14 protein-coding genes are annotated in these 12,562 nt (G+C 73.9%); 11 read left to right on the forward strand and 3 right to left on the reverse strand.

All coding sequences use genetic code 11. From position 1 onward, the window contains the following. The first annotated feature begins 123 nt into the window (after nt 1-123). From FIV43_RS08100 to FIV43_RS08140, 9 genes are all read left to right on the forward strand, one after another. The gene (locus FIV43_RS08100) at nt 124-603 is read left to right on the forward strand and encodes a Zn-ribbon domain-containing OB-fold protein (RefSeq protein ID WP_141013713.1); all 480 of its coding nucleotides are present in this window, start codon (nt 124-126) and stop codon (nt 601-603) included. Further along, nucleotides 600-1,112, forward strand: coding sequence for a Zn-ribbon domain-containing OB-fold protein (locus FIV43_RS08105; RefSeq protein ID WP_141013714.1), 513 nt, complete (start codon nt 600-602; stop codon nt 1,110-1,112). Before FIV43_RS08100 ends, FIV43_RS08105 begins: the two co-directional genes overlap by 4 nt. Further along, on the forward strand, nt 1,105-2,190 hold the full coding sequence (locus tag FIV43_RS08110; protein ID WP_141013715.1) for a thiolase C-terminal domain-containing protein: 1,086 nt from the start codon (nt 1,105-1,107) through the stop codon (nt 2,188-2,190). Before FIV43_RS08105 ends, FIV43_RS08110 begins: the two co-directional genes overlap by 8 nt. A gap of 1 nt (nt 2,191) precedes the next feature. Then, nucleotides 2,192-3,364 (forward strand): thiolase domain-containing protein, encoded by a 1,173-nt coding sequence (locus tag FIV43_RS08115; protein WP_141013716.1) that lies wholly within the window; start codon nt 2,192-2,194, stop codon nt 3,362-3,364. A 25-nt stretch (nt 3,365-3,389) separates the two neighbouring features. Next, nucleotides 3,390-4,163, forward strand: coding sequence for an enoyl-CoA hydratase-related protein (locus FIV43_RS08120; RefSeq protein ID WP_141013717.1), 774 nt, complete (start codon nt 3,390-3,392; stop codon nt 4,161-4,163). 85 nt (nt 4,164-4,248) lie between these two features. Continuing rightward, on the forward strand, nt 4,249-5,364 hold the full coding sequence (locus FIV43_RS08125; protein WP_231123831.1) for a thiolase C-terminal domain-containing protein: 1,116 nt from the start codon (nt 4,249-4,251) through the stop codon (nt 5,362-5,364). Further along, nucleotides 5,364-6,050 (forward strand): TetR family transcriptional regulator, encoded by a 687-nt coding sequence (locus FIV43_RS08130; RefSeq protein WP_141013718.1) that lies wholly within the window; start codon nt 5,364-5,366, stop codon nt 6,048-6,050. Before FIV43_RS08125 ends, FIV43_RS08130 begins: the two co-directional genes overlap by 1 nt. Then, nucleotides 6,047-7,588, forward strand: a complete 1,542-nt coding sequence (locus FIV43_RS08135; RefSeq protein WP_141013719.1) for a succinic semialdehyde dehydrogenase — start codon at nt 6,047-6,049, stop codon at nt 7,586-7,588. The genes FIV43_RS08130 and FIV43_RS08135 overlap by 4 nt, the downstream gene beginning before the upstream one ends. 9 nt (nt 7,589-7,597) lie before the next feature. Further along, on the forward strand, nt 7,598-8,158 hold the full coding sequence (locus FIV43_RS08140) for a GrpB family protein (RefSeq protein WP_141013720.1): 561 nt from the start codon (nt 7,598-7,600) through the stop codon (nt 8,156-8,158). Here FIV43_RS08140 and FIV43_RS08145 read toward each other — a convergent pair. Then, nucleotides 8,124-8,657 (reverse strand): 2'-5' RNA ligase family protein, encoded by a 534-nt coding sequence (locus tag FIV43_RS08145; protein ID WP_196781014.1) that lies wholly within the window; start codon nt 8,655-8,657, stop codon nt 8,124-8,126. The two genes, FIV43_RS08140 and FIV43_RS08145, sit on opposite strands and share 35 nt — an antisense overlap. An 85-nt stretch (nt 8,658-8,742) precedes the next feature. On the opposite strand from FIV43_RS08145, the gene cobT reads away from it, so the two are divergent. Together cobT and FIV43_RS08155 are read left to right on the forward strand one after the other, a co-directional pair. Next, a complete protein-coding gene (cobT, locus tag FIV43_RS08150; protein ID WP_141013721.1) occupies nt 8,743-9,801 on the forward strand; it encodes a nicotinate-nucleotide--dimethylbenzimidazole phosphoribosyltransferase in 1,059 nt (352 codons plus the stop codon). Further along, nucleotides 9,798-10,556 (forward strand): adenosylcobinamide-GDP ribazoletransferase, encoded by a 759-nt coding sequence (locus tag FIV43_RS08155; protein ID WP_141013722.1) that lies wholly within the window; start codon nt 9,798-9,800, stop codon nt 10,554-10,556. The genes cobT and FIV43_RS08155 overlap by 4 nt, the downstream gene beginning before the upstream one ends. A 12-nt stretch (nt 10,557-10,568) precedes the next feature. On the opposite strand, the gene cobU is transcribed toward FIV43_RS08155, so the two are convergent. Both cobU and FIV43_RS08165 read right to left on the reverse strand, forming a co-directional pair. Then, nucleotides 10,569-11,108 (reverse strand): bifunctional adenosylcobinamide kinase/adenosylcobinamide-phosphate guanylyltransferase, encoded by a 540-nt coding sequence (cobU, locus tag FIV43_RS08160; RefSeq protein WP_231123832.1) that lies wholly within the window; start codon nt 11,106-11,108, stop codon nt 10,569-10,571. An 8-nt stretch (nt 11,109-11,116) separates the two neighbouring features. Further along, nucleotides 11,117-12,550, reverse strand: a complete 1,434-nt coding sequence (locus FIV43_RS08165) for an RNB domain-containing ribonuclease (RefSeq protein WP_141013724.1) — start codon at nt 12,548-12,550, stop codon at nt 11,117-11,119. Nucleotides 12,551-12,562 lie beyond the last annotated feature (12 nt).

Below are 12,562 nucleotides of genomic sequence, written 5' to 3' on the forward strand. Positions count from 1 at the left end.
GAGCGCAGCACCGGGTGAACCTACCCGGTCGCGGCGGAGCGGGCGGAAGTGCGCCCGGGGCTCGACCGCTCGCTCCGTCGCGGCTCTATCACTCGATAGAATCACCTGATAGATTCCGCGGCCATGAGCACGAGTCTGACCGCGCCGTACACGACCGCGTTCGACTTCGAGCGGACCGTCGGACCGCGGATCGGGGTCTTCCTGGCGGGCCTGCGAGAGCGGCGGCTGCTGGGGGTGCGCGGCTCCCGGGGTCGCGTCCTCTGCCCGGTCGCGGAGTTCGACCCGGTGACGGCCGAGGCGACCGGGGACTACGTCGAGCTCGACCCGGTCGGCACCGTCACCGCCTGGACCTGGGTGGATCCGCGTCCCGCCGATCCACTCGACTCCCCCTTCGCCTGGGCGCTGGTCCGCATCGACGGGGCGGACGACTCCTTCTTCCACCGGGTCGACACCGGCGGCGACCCGAGCCTGCTGTCGTCCGGCCTGCGGGTGCGGGTGCGCTGGGCCGCCGAGACGGTGGGATCGATCGAGGACATCGTCTGCTTCGAGCCGGTCACGGACGACGAGCCGTCCGGGAGCGCACCGAGCGGGAGCGCACCGTGAGCAGCGTCCGCCCGTCGACCGCGACCGACCTGCCGGCCCCGGTGCGCACGATCAGCGCACCGTTCCACGTCGACTACACCTACGTGGCCGGGGTGGGCCGATCGGTCTACCTGCGCGGGATGGCCGAGCGGAGGTTCCTGGCCCGGCGCTGCCCCGGGTGCGGCCAGGTCTACTTCCCGGCCCCCCAGCACTGCGCACGCTGCCTCCAGGTCCTCGACCCGCCCTTCGAGATCCCCGGCACGGGCGCCGTCTCGACCTTCTGCATCGTCAACCTGCCCTTTCCCGGTCAGCTCGTCGAGCCGCCCTACGTGGTCGCCTACATCAACCTGGACGGCACCGGGAACAAGCTGCAGCACCGGGTCCTGGAGGTCGCGCCCGGCGACGTCGCCGTCGGGATGCAGGTCGAGCCGGTCTGGACCGACGACGACCGACTCGAGCCGTCCCTGGCCAGCGTGCGCTACTTCCGGCCGGCCGACCCGGCGCTGCGGGACGGGGGCCACGATGCGTGAGGTGGGTGTGGTCGCCTTCGCCCAGTCAGACTGCCTGGCCGCCAACCGGGGCGACGACATGGCCGACATCCTGGCGCCGGTGATCGCGGAGGCGGTCGCCTCGCTGGGCATCGAGCGCAGCGACATCGACTTCTTCTGCTCCGGCAGCCACGACTTCCACGAGGGCCGGACCTTCGCCTACATCGAGTCCCTCGACTCGGTGGGTGCCTGGCCACCGATCTCGGAGTCCCACGTCGAGATGGACGCCGCGTGGGCGGTCAACGAGGCGTGGTCGTGGCTCCAGCTCGGCGAGGGCGACGTCGCGCTGGTCTACGGGATCGGCCGGGGCTCGCTGGCCACCGACCCGGACCAGGTCAGCCACACCTTGCTGGACCCCTACTACCTGGCGCCGTTGCACCCCCACCGGCACGCCATCGCCGGGCTGCAGGCGCAGGCACTGCTCGCCGCCGGCGTGACCACCGAGGCCGCCCTGGCCCAGGTGGTGGCACGCAGCCTCGCCGCGGCCCTCGGCAACCCGCACGCGCAACGGTCCGGCAGCCACGCCGTGCACGACCTGCTGGCCCAGCCCTACGTCGCCAGCCCGCTGCGCGCACACGACGCGGCCCCGCTGGGCGACGCGGCCGCCGTGCTGGTGCTGGCGGCCGGCGACCGGGCCCGGGAGCTGGCCGCACGGGCGGGTCGACGACCGGCCTGGATCCGGGCGATGGACCACCGGATGGCGACCCACTACCCCGGCTCCCGGGACCTGACCCGCCTGGAGACGGTGGAGGTCGCCGCGCAGCGCGCGACCCGGATGGCGGGCTTCGCGCCGGCCGACGTCGACGTGGCCGAACTGCACACCGAGTACAGCCACGCCGAGCCGATGCTGGTGCAGGCGCTCGGCCTGCCCGTCGGCACCACGCTCAATCCGTCCGGCGGGCCGCTGGCCGGCAACCCGACCACGGCCACCGGGCTGATCCGGCTGGGTGAGGCGGCCGACCGCATCGCCGACGGCTCGGCGCGTCGCGCGCTGGCGCACGCCACCTCCGGCCCGGCGCTGCAGCACAACATGGTCAGCCTGCTCGAGGGCGAGGAGTGAGATGAGCCGTCACGAACGCATCGCGGTGGTCGGCGTCGGCCAGTCCCAGCAGGCCAAGCAGCGGCAGACCTCGATCGCCGGGCTGGTCCGGGAGTCGGTGGACGCCGCCCTGGCCGACGCCGGCCTCGGCTTCGGCGACATCGACGCGGTGGTGCTGTCCAAGACCCCCGACCTCTTCGACGGCGTGATGCAGCCCGAGCTCTACCTCGCCGACGCGATGGGCGCGGTCAACCTGCCGGTCACCCGGGTCTTCACCGGCGGCAGCGTCGGCGGGCACGCCGCGATCTACGCCGCCCACCTGGTCCAGGCGGGCCTCGCCGAGCGGGTGCTCGTGGTCGCCTACAGCAAGGAGTCCGAGGGCGACTTCACCTGGGCACTCTCCCGGCCGCTGCCGTTCCACGTCTCGCTCGGCGCCGGTGCCGGCGGGCACTTCTCGCCCGTGATCCGCGAGTACATCCACCGCTCCGGGGCACCGGAGCACATCGGCTGGCAGGTCGCGGTCAACCACCGGCTGAACGCCACCCGCAACCCGCTCGCCCACGTCCAGATGCCCGACATCACCGTCGAGAAGGTCCGCGACTCCCCCATGCTCTGGGACCCCGTGCGTTTCCTGGAATCCTGCCCGACCTCGGACGGGTCCGCCGCCGTCGTGGTCACCGGTGAGGACGAGGCGGATCGGATCAGCGCCGGCACCGGACGCCCGCCGGCGTGGGTGCACGGCATGGCCTGGCGCACCGAGACCGGCCACTTCGCCGGCCGGGACGAGGTGAACCCGCAGGCCGGGGCCGACGCCGCCGCCGACGCCTACGCACAGGCCGGCATCACCCGGCCCGCCGACGAGCTCGATCTCGCCGAGCTCTACATCCCGTTCAGCTGGTACGAGCCGATCTGGCTGGAGAACATCGGCATCGCCGGGATCGGGCACGGGTGGCGGATGGTCGACGACGGCCGCACCGCGTTCGACGGCGACCTCCCGGTGAACCCGTCCGGCGGCGTGCTGTCGGGCAACCCGACCGGTGCCACCGGGCTGGTGCGCTTCGCGGAGGCCGCCCAGCAGGTGCGCGGCCTGGCCGGCGGTCACCAGGTGGACGGGGCACGGCGGGCGGTCGGCCACGCGATGGGCGGAGCCTCCCAGTTCCACGCCATCTGGGTCGTCGGAGCCGAACGACCATGACCCCACCCGGCAGAGAGGACCACCGATGAGCGACCTGCTGTTCGAGCGCGAGGGACCCACCGCCGTGCTCACCATGAACCGCCCCGAGCGCAAGAACGCGCTCACCCTGGAGATGCTGCGCGGGTTCCACGAGGCGTGGGACGAGATCGACCGCAACGACGCGATCCGGGTCGCGATCCTGACCGGGGCGGGCAGCGACTACTCGGTCGGTGGCGACCTCTCCGACGGCTGGATGGTGCGGGTGCCCGGCGAGGGTGAGCGCAAGGTGCAGGTCACCGAGGCGCTGCTGATGACCCGGTCGGTCAGCAAGCCCCTGATCGCCGCGGTCAACGGACCCTGCCTCGGCGGTGGCTGCGAGATGCTGCAGCAGACCGACATCCGCGTCGCCGAGCGGAGCGCCACCTTCGGTCTCCCCGAGGCGAAGATCGGACTGATCGCCGGAGCCGGGTCGACCGTCCGGCTCAAGCGCCAGATCCCCTACACGAAGGCGATGGAGATGATCCTGACCGGCGAGCCGCTCACCGCGCAGGAGGCCTACCACTTCGGCCTGGTCGGCCACCTCGTCGAGGACGGTCGCGGGATGGACCGGGCCCGCGCCCTGGCCGAGCGGGTCGCCGCCAACGGACCGCTCGCGGTCCGCAACGCCAAGGCCGCCGTGATCGCCTCCGGCTGGCTCGAGGAGGAGACCGCGCGCGCGGTCGAACGCCGACTGGTCACCGAGGTGATCGGGTCGGCCGACGCACGTGAGGGCATCACCGCGTTCCGCGAGAAGCGGACGCCGAACTTCGAGGGACGCTGATGGCCGACCTGAGGACGCCGTACGTCGTCGGCGTCGGGATGACCCGGTTCACCCGGATCGAGACCGAGCCCTGGACCTACCCCAGATGGCGGGCGAGGCGGTCCGGGCCGCCCTCACCGACGCCGGGATCGACTATTCCGAGGTGCAGCGGGCAGCCGTCGGCTACGTGTTCCAGCCCTCCGCCGCCGGCCAACGCGTGCTGTACGACGTGGGCCTGACCGGCATCCCGATGGTCAACGTCAACAACAACTGTGCCACCGGCTCCACCGCGCTCGCGCTGGCGCAGGAGTGGGTCGCCACCGGAGTGGCCGACGTGGTGCTCGCGGTCGGGTTCGAGCAGATGACCAGGGCCGCGATGAGCGGCGACGGGGCCTCGCCGAAGGTGACCACGATCGACCACCACCTCGAGGTGATGCTGTCCGAGCACCGCCTCGCCGCGGCTCCGGTGACCACCCAGTTCTTCGGCAGCGCCGCCCTCGAGCACCAGCGGCGCTACGGCACCACGGTCGAGCAGATCGCCGCGGTCGCGGTGAAGAACCACGAGCACTCCACCCGCAACCCGCTGGCCCAGTTCACCGATGCCTACACCCTGGACCAGGTGCTCGCCGACAAGCCGGTGCACGGGCCGCTGACCCGGTCCCAGTGCTCCCCGATGTCGGACGGCGCCGCGGCCGCGGTGATCGCGAGCCCGGAGTTCGTCGCGGCGCACGGCCTGGCCGCGCGGGCGGTGCCGATCCTGGGCCAGGCGCTGAGAACCGACACCGACGCCGGCTTCTCCTCTCGCTCGATGATCGACGTGGTCGGGGCGCCGATGACCGCGGAGGCCGGGCGCCGGGCGATGGGCGCCGCCGGGGTGAGGATCGAGGAGATCGACGTCATCGAGCTGCACGACTGCTTCTCGATCAACGAGCTGATCACCTACGAGGCACTCGGCCTCTGCGACCCGGGCGAGGCGGGTGCGCTGGTCGCCGACGGGGTCACCAGCTACGGCGGGAGCTGGGTGGTCAACCCCTCGGGCGGCCTGATCTCCAAGGGCCACCCGCTGGGGGCGACCGGCCTCGCCCAGTGCGCCGAGCTGACCTGGCAGCTGCGCGGCGACGCCGGTCCGCGTCAGGTCGACGGCGCCGCCCGCGCGCTGGCCCACAACCTCGGCCTGGGCGGCGCCTGCGTGGTCACCGTCTACGGCGCACCGGGGACCTGATGGCCGGCGACAAGGCTCCCGCGGCCATCTCCACGGGCACCGGCACCGGCAACGGCGGCGACACCGCGGACACCGGCCGCCGGATCCTGCTGGCCGCCGAGCGACTCTTCGCCGCGAAGGGCATCGACGCCGTCTCGCTGCGGGCGGTGATGGCCGCCGCGGGCACCAACGTGGCGTCCGTGCACTACCACTTCGGCTCCAAGGACGCACTCGTCGCCGCCCTGATCACCGAGCGCAGCGGCGAGGTGGCGGCGCGTCGTACCGCACTGCTCGCCGACGCCGCACGACCCGGCGCGTTGACCGCCGGCGCGCTGGCCCGCGCGTTCGTGGAGCCGGTCGCCGCGATGGCGCTCTCCGACGGGCGGCACTGGGTGCGCCTGATCGGCCAGATCATGACCAGTCGGCACCCCTCGCTGAGCGTGGTCGTCGACGGGTTCCGGACGCAGGCGATCACCTTCACCGACCTGCTGCAGGAGCTGCATCCCGACTGGTCGCCGGCGAAGGTGCGGTTCCGGCTGGCGCAGGCGATGACCACCACGTTCGCCGTGCTCGGCGACATCGAGGGGGTGCAGGACCTGCAGGAGCTCTCGTCGGCGGCGATGGAGCGCGACGAGGTGGTCGCCGAGCTGTTGGACCTGGTCACCACGATCCTCAGCGATCCGGTCGGCGCGGAGGGCCCGCGATGAGCCGGCCCGACCGTGATCTCGCCGCGCTCGCGGCGCTCTTCAACGGTGATCGCGAGGACCGCTTCGACGTGGTCGAGGTGTTCACCGGAGAGGTGGTGGCACGCGTGCCGCGGGCCGGCCCCGCGCACGTGACCGCGGCGTTCGGCCGCGCCCGGGCGGCCCAACGGGAGTGGGCGTCGCGCCCGGTGAAGGAGCGCCTCGCCGTCTTCGAGCGGTTCCACGCCGCGCTGCTCGACCACCACGAGGAGATCGCCGACGTGATCCAGGTGGAGACCGGCAAGGCCCGGCGGATGGCGTTCGAGGAGATGTGCGACCTGCCGATCCTCACCAGCCACTACCTGCGCCGCGCCGCGCGACTGCTGGCGCCGCGCCGGCGCCCCGGCGCGATCCCCGGGGTGACCAGCGCGGTCGAGCTGCGCAAGCCGCTCGGCGTGGTCGGGGTGATCTCCCCGTGGAACTTCCCGTTCGCGATCGCCTTCTGCGACGCCGTCCCGGCGCTGATGGCCGGCAACGCCGTGGTGGTGAAGCCCGACCCGCACACGCCGCTCTCGGCGGCGCTGGGGCTGCGCTTGCTCCGCGAGGCGGGTCTCCCCCACGACCTGGTCCAGCTGGTGTGTGACGACGGGCCGGTGACCGGACCCGCCGTGGTGGACGCCGCCGACTTCGTGATGTTCACCGGGTCGCTGGCCACCGGCCGCACGGTGGCGGCCCGCGCCGCCGAGCGGATGGTGCCCAGCTGCCTCGAGCTGGGCGGCAAGAACCCGATGATCGTGCTGCCCGACGCCGACCTGGACGCCGTCGTGGCCAGTGCCGTGCTCGGCGTCTTCGGCAACGCCGGCCAGCTCTGCCTGCACATGGAGCGCCTGCTGGTGCACGCGGAGGTCCACGACGACTTCCGCGCCCGGTTCCTGGACCGGGTACGACGGCTGCGGCTCGGCGCCGACTACGGCCTGGAGACCGAGATGGGTGCTCTGGCCGACGCGGCCCACCTCGCCCGGGTGTCCGCGCACGTCGACGAGGCCGTCGCCGCCGGGGCGACGCTGCTGACCGGCGGGCGCGCCCGCCCGGACCTGGGGCCGACCTTCTACGAGCCGACGGTCCTGGCGGACGTCACCCCGGCGATGCGGGTACACCACGAGGAGACCTTCGGCCCGGTCGCCTGCCTCTACCGGGTGTCCGGGGTGGAGGAGGCGGTGCGGCTCGCCAACGACACCGAGTACGGGCTGAACGCCAGCGTCTGGACCGCCGACCCGGCGGCCGCGATGCGGATCGCCGAGCGACTCGAGACCGGGCACGTGAACATCAACGACAGCGCGGCCCTCGGCTACGCCACCAAGTCGGCGCCCTCCGGTGGCGCCAAGGCGTCGGGGCTCGGCGTCCGCAACGGCGACGAGGGGCTGTTGAAGTTCACCTACCCCACCACGGTCGCGACGCTGAAGAAGCAGGTGCTCGGGGCGCCGCCCGACGCGCCCTATGCGGACTTCGTGTCGCGGACCGTCACCTCGTTGCGCTGGATGCGGCGGCTGCGGCTGCGTTAGCGTCGCGCGGTGCCCGCACCCCCGCACCGCCCCGACGTGACCGAGACCGAGCTGATCGGGGGCGTCGAGAAACGCGACCTCGCGCTCGCCGACCACGACCCCGCCTGGGCCGACCGCTACGCCGAGCACGCAGGCCGGATCGGCACAGCGCTCGGTGACGCCGCCGTCGCCATCGCGCACATCGGGTCGACCTCGGTGCCCGGCCTGGCGGCCAAGCCGATCATCGACATCCTGGTCACGGTCCCCGACATCACCGCCGAGGAGGACTACCTCGGGCCCCTGGTCGAGGCCGGCTACCCGCTCCGGGTCCGCGAGCCAGGGCACCGGATGGTGCGCACCCCGGAGCGGGACGTGCACGTGCACGTCTTCGAGCCGGACCACCCCGCGGTGACCGACTACTTCCTGCTGCGCGACCGGCTGCGCACCGACGCCGACGACCGGGCCCTCTACGAGTCGACCAAGCGGCGGCTGATCGCCGAGGACTGGCCGGACATGAACGCCTACGCCGACGCCAAGACCGACGTCATCGAGGCGATCAAGAGCCGCGCCCGAGCGGCCAGCGGCCTTTGAGGGCGCAGCCGCCCTCGTCGTACCAGTGCCACTCGAGGCGCTCGGCGCGGCAACGTCGCGGCAGGGTGTCGGCCAGGTCGGCGCGCACCGAGGCGACGGTGGCACCGGTGAGGCGGTGGTCCAGGGTCAGGTGCGGCACCAGGTCGTCCACCGCTCCGAACTGACCGTCGTAGGGGACGCAGTCGGAGAACGCGGTGAGCACGGCGCCGGTCAGTGTGCGGAACGGCGCGGCCGGCGTCGGAGGGGCGTGCAGCGTCCCGTTCGGGAACTGGGCCACCTCGGCCAGGTCGTAGTCGAACGGTGGAACCGTGCCGGCGATCGCCGCGACCTCGTCGAGCTGGCCCGGCGTCGGCGCCGCGCGCCACGGCGCCAGCACCGTGATGTGGGCGTGGGTGAACCCGGGGTCGGCGGAGACCCACGTCGGCTCGTGCCGCTGCCAGTGCGCACGCACCACCTGCTCCAGCTCCGGCACCGGTACGACGAGCACGGAATGTCCCACGGGCGTGCAGGCTAGTGCGGTCCCGGCGTCGACGACACCGGGGCGGATGCCCGGTGCGCCGGCGACCCGGACTAGTTTTCGAGCCATGAGCACCGCGTCCTCCCCCCTCGCTCCCCCCGACCCCGCGATCCGGGCCGCCGCCGAGGAGCGGCTGGCCGGCCTGGCCACGCCGGCCGGTGCGCTCGGGCGACTGGGCGATCTCGGGGTGTGGCTGGCGGCGGCGCGTGGGGCCGTCGTCCCGCCGCCGCTCACCGATGTGCGGCTGGCGATCTTCGCCGGCGACCACGGGGTCGCGCGGCACGGGGTGTCGGCCTATCCACCGGAGATCACTGCCGCGATGGTGCGCACCTTCGTGGCCGGCAAGGCCGGGGTGTCAGCGCTGGCCGCGGCGCACGACGTGCGGGTCCGGGTGTTGGACATCGCGGTGGATGCCGACCTGGCCGGCACCGACGGGGTGCCGGCGGAGGTCGGTGCCTACAAGGTCCGGCGCAGCAGCGGCGCGATCCACCTGGAGGACGCGCTGGCGCCGGAGCAGACCGCGCAGGCGCTGGCCGCGGGCCGGGAGGTCGCGGAAGCCGAGATCGCCGCCGGCGCACAGGTCCTGATCAGCGGCGACATGGGGATCGGGAACACCTCGCCCGCCTCGGCGATGATCGCGGCCGCGCTGGGACTTCCGGCCGCCGACGTGGTCGGCCGGGGCACCGGCGTCGACGACGCAGCGCTGGCCCACAAGACCGCCGTCGTGCAGCAGGCCCTGGACCGGGCCGGCGACCGGCTCGTCGACCCGGTGGAGACCCTGACCGCGGTCGGCAGCGCCGACCTCGCGGCGACGGTGGGCTACCTGCTGGAGTCCGCCGAGCGCGGCGTACCGGTGCTGCTGGACGGGCTGATGTCGGTGGCCTGCGCGCTCACCGCGGAGCGGATCGCCCCCGGCGCCGCCGCGTGGTACCTGGCCGGGCACCGCTCGACCGAGCCCGCGCAGTCCCTGGCCCTGGTGGAGCTCGGCCTCGAGGCGCTGCTCGATCTCGGGCTCCGCCTGGGCGAGGGGTCGGGGGCGGTCGCCGCCGTACCCGTGCTCCGGTCGGCCGATGCCCTGCTGCGCGAGGTCGCGCTCCTGGCCGACCTGATGCCGCCGACACCATGAGCCACTCGGCGCCGCTGCGGGGTCTCGGTCTCGCGGTCGGCATGCTGACCGCCCTCCCGGTCCCGGCGGTGCTCCGGCTGACGCCGGCGGTGGCGCGCAGCGCGATGCTCTGCGCACCCCTGGCCGCGGTGCCGCTGGCGGCGCTGGTGGTCGGGGTGCTGCGCGGCGGCGACGCTCTCGGGCTGCCGCCGCTGGTGATCGGCTTCGTCGCGGTCGGTGCCCTCGCCGCCGGCTCCCGGGCGCTGCATCTCGACGGCCTCTCCGACACCGTGGACGGGCTGACCGCCTCCTACGACCGCGAGCGTTCCCTGGCGGTGATGAAGGGCGGTACGGCGGGTCCGGCCGGCGTCGCCGCACTGGTGGTCGTGCTCGGCGCCCAGGCCGCGGCGTTCGCGGCGCTCAGTGGCGATCTCGACGTCGCGCTGCTCGCCGCAGCGGCGGTGATCGTCTCCCGCGCCGCACTGTGGCTGGCGGCGGCCAGCATCGTCCCGCCGGCGCGGCCGGACGGTCTGGGGGTCAGCTTCACCGGGAGCGTGCCGGCCGCGGTCGCGCTGCTCGGGTGGATCGCGATCGGAATCGCTGCGGCGCTCGTCGATCCGGTGCGCGGACCGCTCACCGTCCTGGTGGCAGCGCTGGCGGTCGCCCTGGTGCTGCGGCGCGCGGTGCGCCGGTTCGGCGGTGTCACCGGCGACGTGTTCGGCGCCTGCGTCGAGGTGGCGCTCGCGGTGCTGCTGGTCGGCGCGACGACCTTCTGACCCCGGAGCGGCTCAGATCCGCAGCACTCGTCCGGCGACCACCAGGTGCACCTCGGCGCAGGCGGCCCCGACCTGCTGGTTCACCGTGCCGAGCAGGTCCCGGAAGAGTCGCCCGGACCGGTGCTCGGGCACCACCCCGAGACCGACCTCGTTGCTCACCACCACCACCGGCACGGCAGCCTCCCGGAGCGCCCCGACGAGCGAGGCAGCCTCGGTGGCGACCGCTTCTCCGACGTCTGCGATCGGCGCCTCCCATGCCTCGGCCCGGTCGACCAGCCCGGTGATCCAGGTGCCGAGGCAGTCGACCAGCACCGCCCGTCCGCCGCGGTCGGCCGCGCGCACCGCAGCTGCGACGTCGAGGGTCTCCACGGTGGTCCAGCTGGCCGGCCGGCGTTCCCGGTGCGCGGCCACCCGGGCGGCCCAGTCGGCGTCGTCGTAGGTGGGTCCGGCGGCGACGTAGGTGACTGCCTCGACGTCGGCCAGCAGAGCCTCAGCGTGGCGGGACTTGCCGGAGCGCACGCCACCGGTGACCAGTACAGGACTGGGCTGCACGACCCCTCTCATCGGGTGAACAGCACCTTCCTGGTCGCCGGGTCGGCCTCGGCCAGCCGGACGGTGACCTCGGTGCCGAGCGGGAGCGGTCGCTCGGAGGTGACCCGTGCCTCCACCCCGATCGCGGTGACCAGGACGACTCCGCGCTCGGGCCGCTCCTCCTCGACGCTGGTGATCACCCCGGTGAACTCCTCTCCGACCCGGCCGACCAGGGTGCCGGCCTCGATCAGGTCCAGCACCGCCCGCTCGTAGGCGCCGGCGCGGCGTGCGGAGTCGGCCAGCAGCTCCGGGAGCGTGGGCAGCGCTTCGCGGACCCAGGGCGGCACCTCGGTGCCGGCACAGGCGGCGAGGCAGACCTCGCCGGCGAACCGATCGCCGAGCCGACGCAGGGGTGCCGTGACGTGCGCATAGGGCGCGGCGATCGCCGCGTGCAGCGGCTGGTCGGGCGGCGCCCCGTCGAAGGCGGCGTGACCGCTGCCCCGGAGCAGCCGGGTGCAGGCCACCGTCATCGCCTGGTGGGCGGGCTGCGACGGGTCGAGGCGTCGTACGAAATCGGGGTAGGCGACATCGTCGGGCCAGTCGATCCCCAGCCCGGCCGCGACCCGGCGCAGTCGGGCGACGTCGCGGGGGTCGGCCGGCGGCAGGGTGCGCAGCAGACCGACACCGGCCTGGAGCATCAGCTGGGCCGCGGCCATCCCGGTGAGCAGGGAGATCTGGGCGTTCCACTCCTCGACCGGCAGCGGGTCCCGGAAGGTCAAAGTGAAGTGCCCCCGGTCGTCCTCCTCGACCTCCTGCTCGGGCAGCGGCAGCGAGACACCGCCCCGGGCAGCCTCCTGGGCGATCAGCAGGCGGCCGATCTCCCGCAGCAGCCCGAGCACCTCCGGCGCCTGCCCGGTGTCGACGGCGCGCTGGGCCGCCGCGTAGGACCACCGCTCGCGGGAGCGCACCGCGGCGCGCTCCACGTGCACCGCCGCGGTGGCACCGTCGGCGTCCAGGTCGATGGTCCAGAGCAGGGCCGGGCGCACCTGCTCGGGCAGCAGCGAGGCACCGCCCTCCGACAGCGCCGGCGGATGCAGTGGGATCCGGTCACCGGCGCCGTAGAGGGTCTCGCCGCGGGTGCGTGCCTCCGCGTCCACCGGACCACCGGCCGGCACGAACGCGGCGACGTCGGCGATCGCGTAGTGCACCCGGAACCCGGCGCCGGTGCGGGTCAGGTGCAACGCCTGGTCGAGGTCCATCGACCCCTCGGGATCGATGGTGATCAGCGGCAGGTCGGTGGCGTCCCGCGCCGGCAGCACGACCGCCCTCAGCGCCTCCTCGGCGGCGGCGGTGACCTCGCCCGGGAACTCCCCCGGCAGCTCCAGCTCCTCACGGATCCGCCGGAGCCCGTCGGTCAGCACCTCGGAGCGCGCCCTGACCCGGACCGCGACGTTGCTCGGCATGGGCCCGACCCT

The sequence above is a fragment of the Nocardioides sambongensis genome, from assembly GCF_006494815.1.
Classification (GTDB): domain Bacteria; phylum Actinomycetota; class Actinomycetes; order Propionibacteriales; family Nocardioidaceae; genus Nocardioides; species Nocardioides sambongensis.

Coding starts and splice junctions, on each gene's coding strand:
- FIV43_RS08100 (WP_141013713.1), top strand. CDS start 124: ATGAGCACGAGTCTGACCGCGCCGTACACGACCGCGTTCGACTTCGAG.
- FIV43_RS08110 (WP_141013715.1), top strand. CDS start 1,105: ATGCGTGAGGTGGGTGTGGTCGCCTTCGCCCAGTCAGACTGCCTGGCC.
- FIV43_RS08115 (WP_141013716.1), top strand. CDS start 2,192: ATGAGCCGTCACGAACGCATCGCGGTGGTCGGCGTCGGCCAGTCCCAG.
- FIV43_RS08120 (WP_141013717.1), top strand. CDS start 3,390: ATGAGCGACCTGCTGTTCGAGCGCGAGGGACCCACCGCCGTGCTCACC.
- FIV43_RS08125 (WP_231123831.1), top strand. CDS start 4,249: ATGGCGGGCGAGGCGGTCCGGGCCGCCCTCACCGACGCCGGGATCGAC.
- FIV43_RS08130 (WP_141013718.1), top strand. CDS start 5,364: ATGGCCGGCGACAAGGCTCCCGCGGCCATCTCCACGGGCACCGGCACC.
- FIV43_RS08135 (WP_141013719.1), top strand. CDS start 6,047: ATGAGCCGGCCCGACCGTGATCTCGCCGCGCTCGCGGCGCTCTTCAAC.
- cobT (WP_141013721.1), top strand. CDS start 8,743: ATGAGCACCGCGTCCTCCCCCCTCGCTCCCCCCGACCCCGCGATCCGG.
- FIV43_RS08155 (WP_141013722.1), top strand. CDS start 9,798: ATGAGCCACTCGGCGCCGCTGCGGGGTCTCGGTCTCGCGGTCGGCATG.
- FIV43_RS08165 (WP_141013724.1), bottom strand. CDS start 12,550: ATGCCGAGCAACGTCGCGGTCCGGGTCAGGGCGCGCTCCGAGGTGCTG.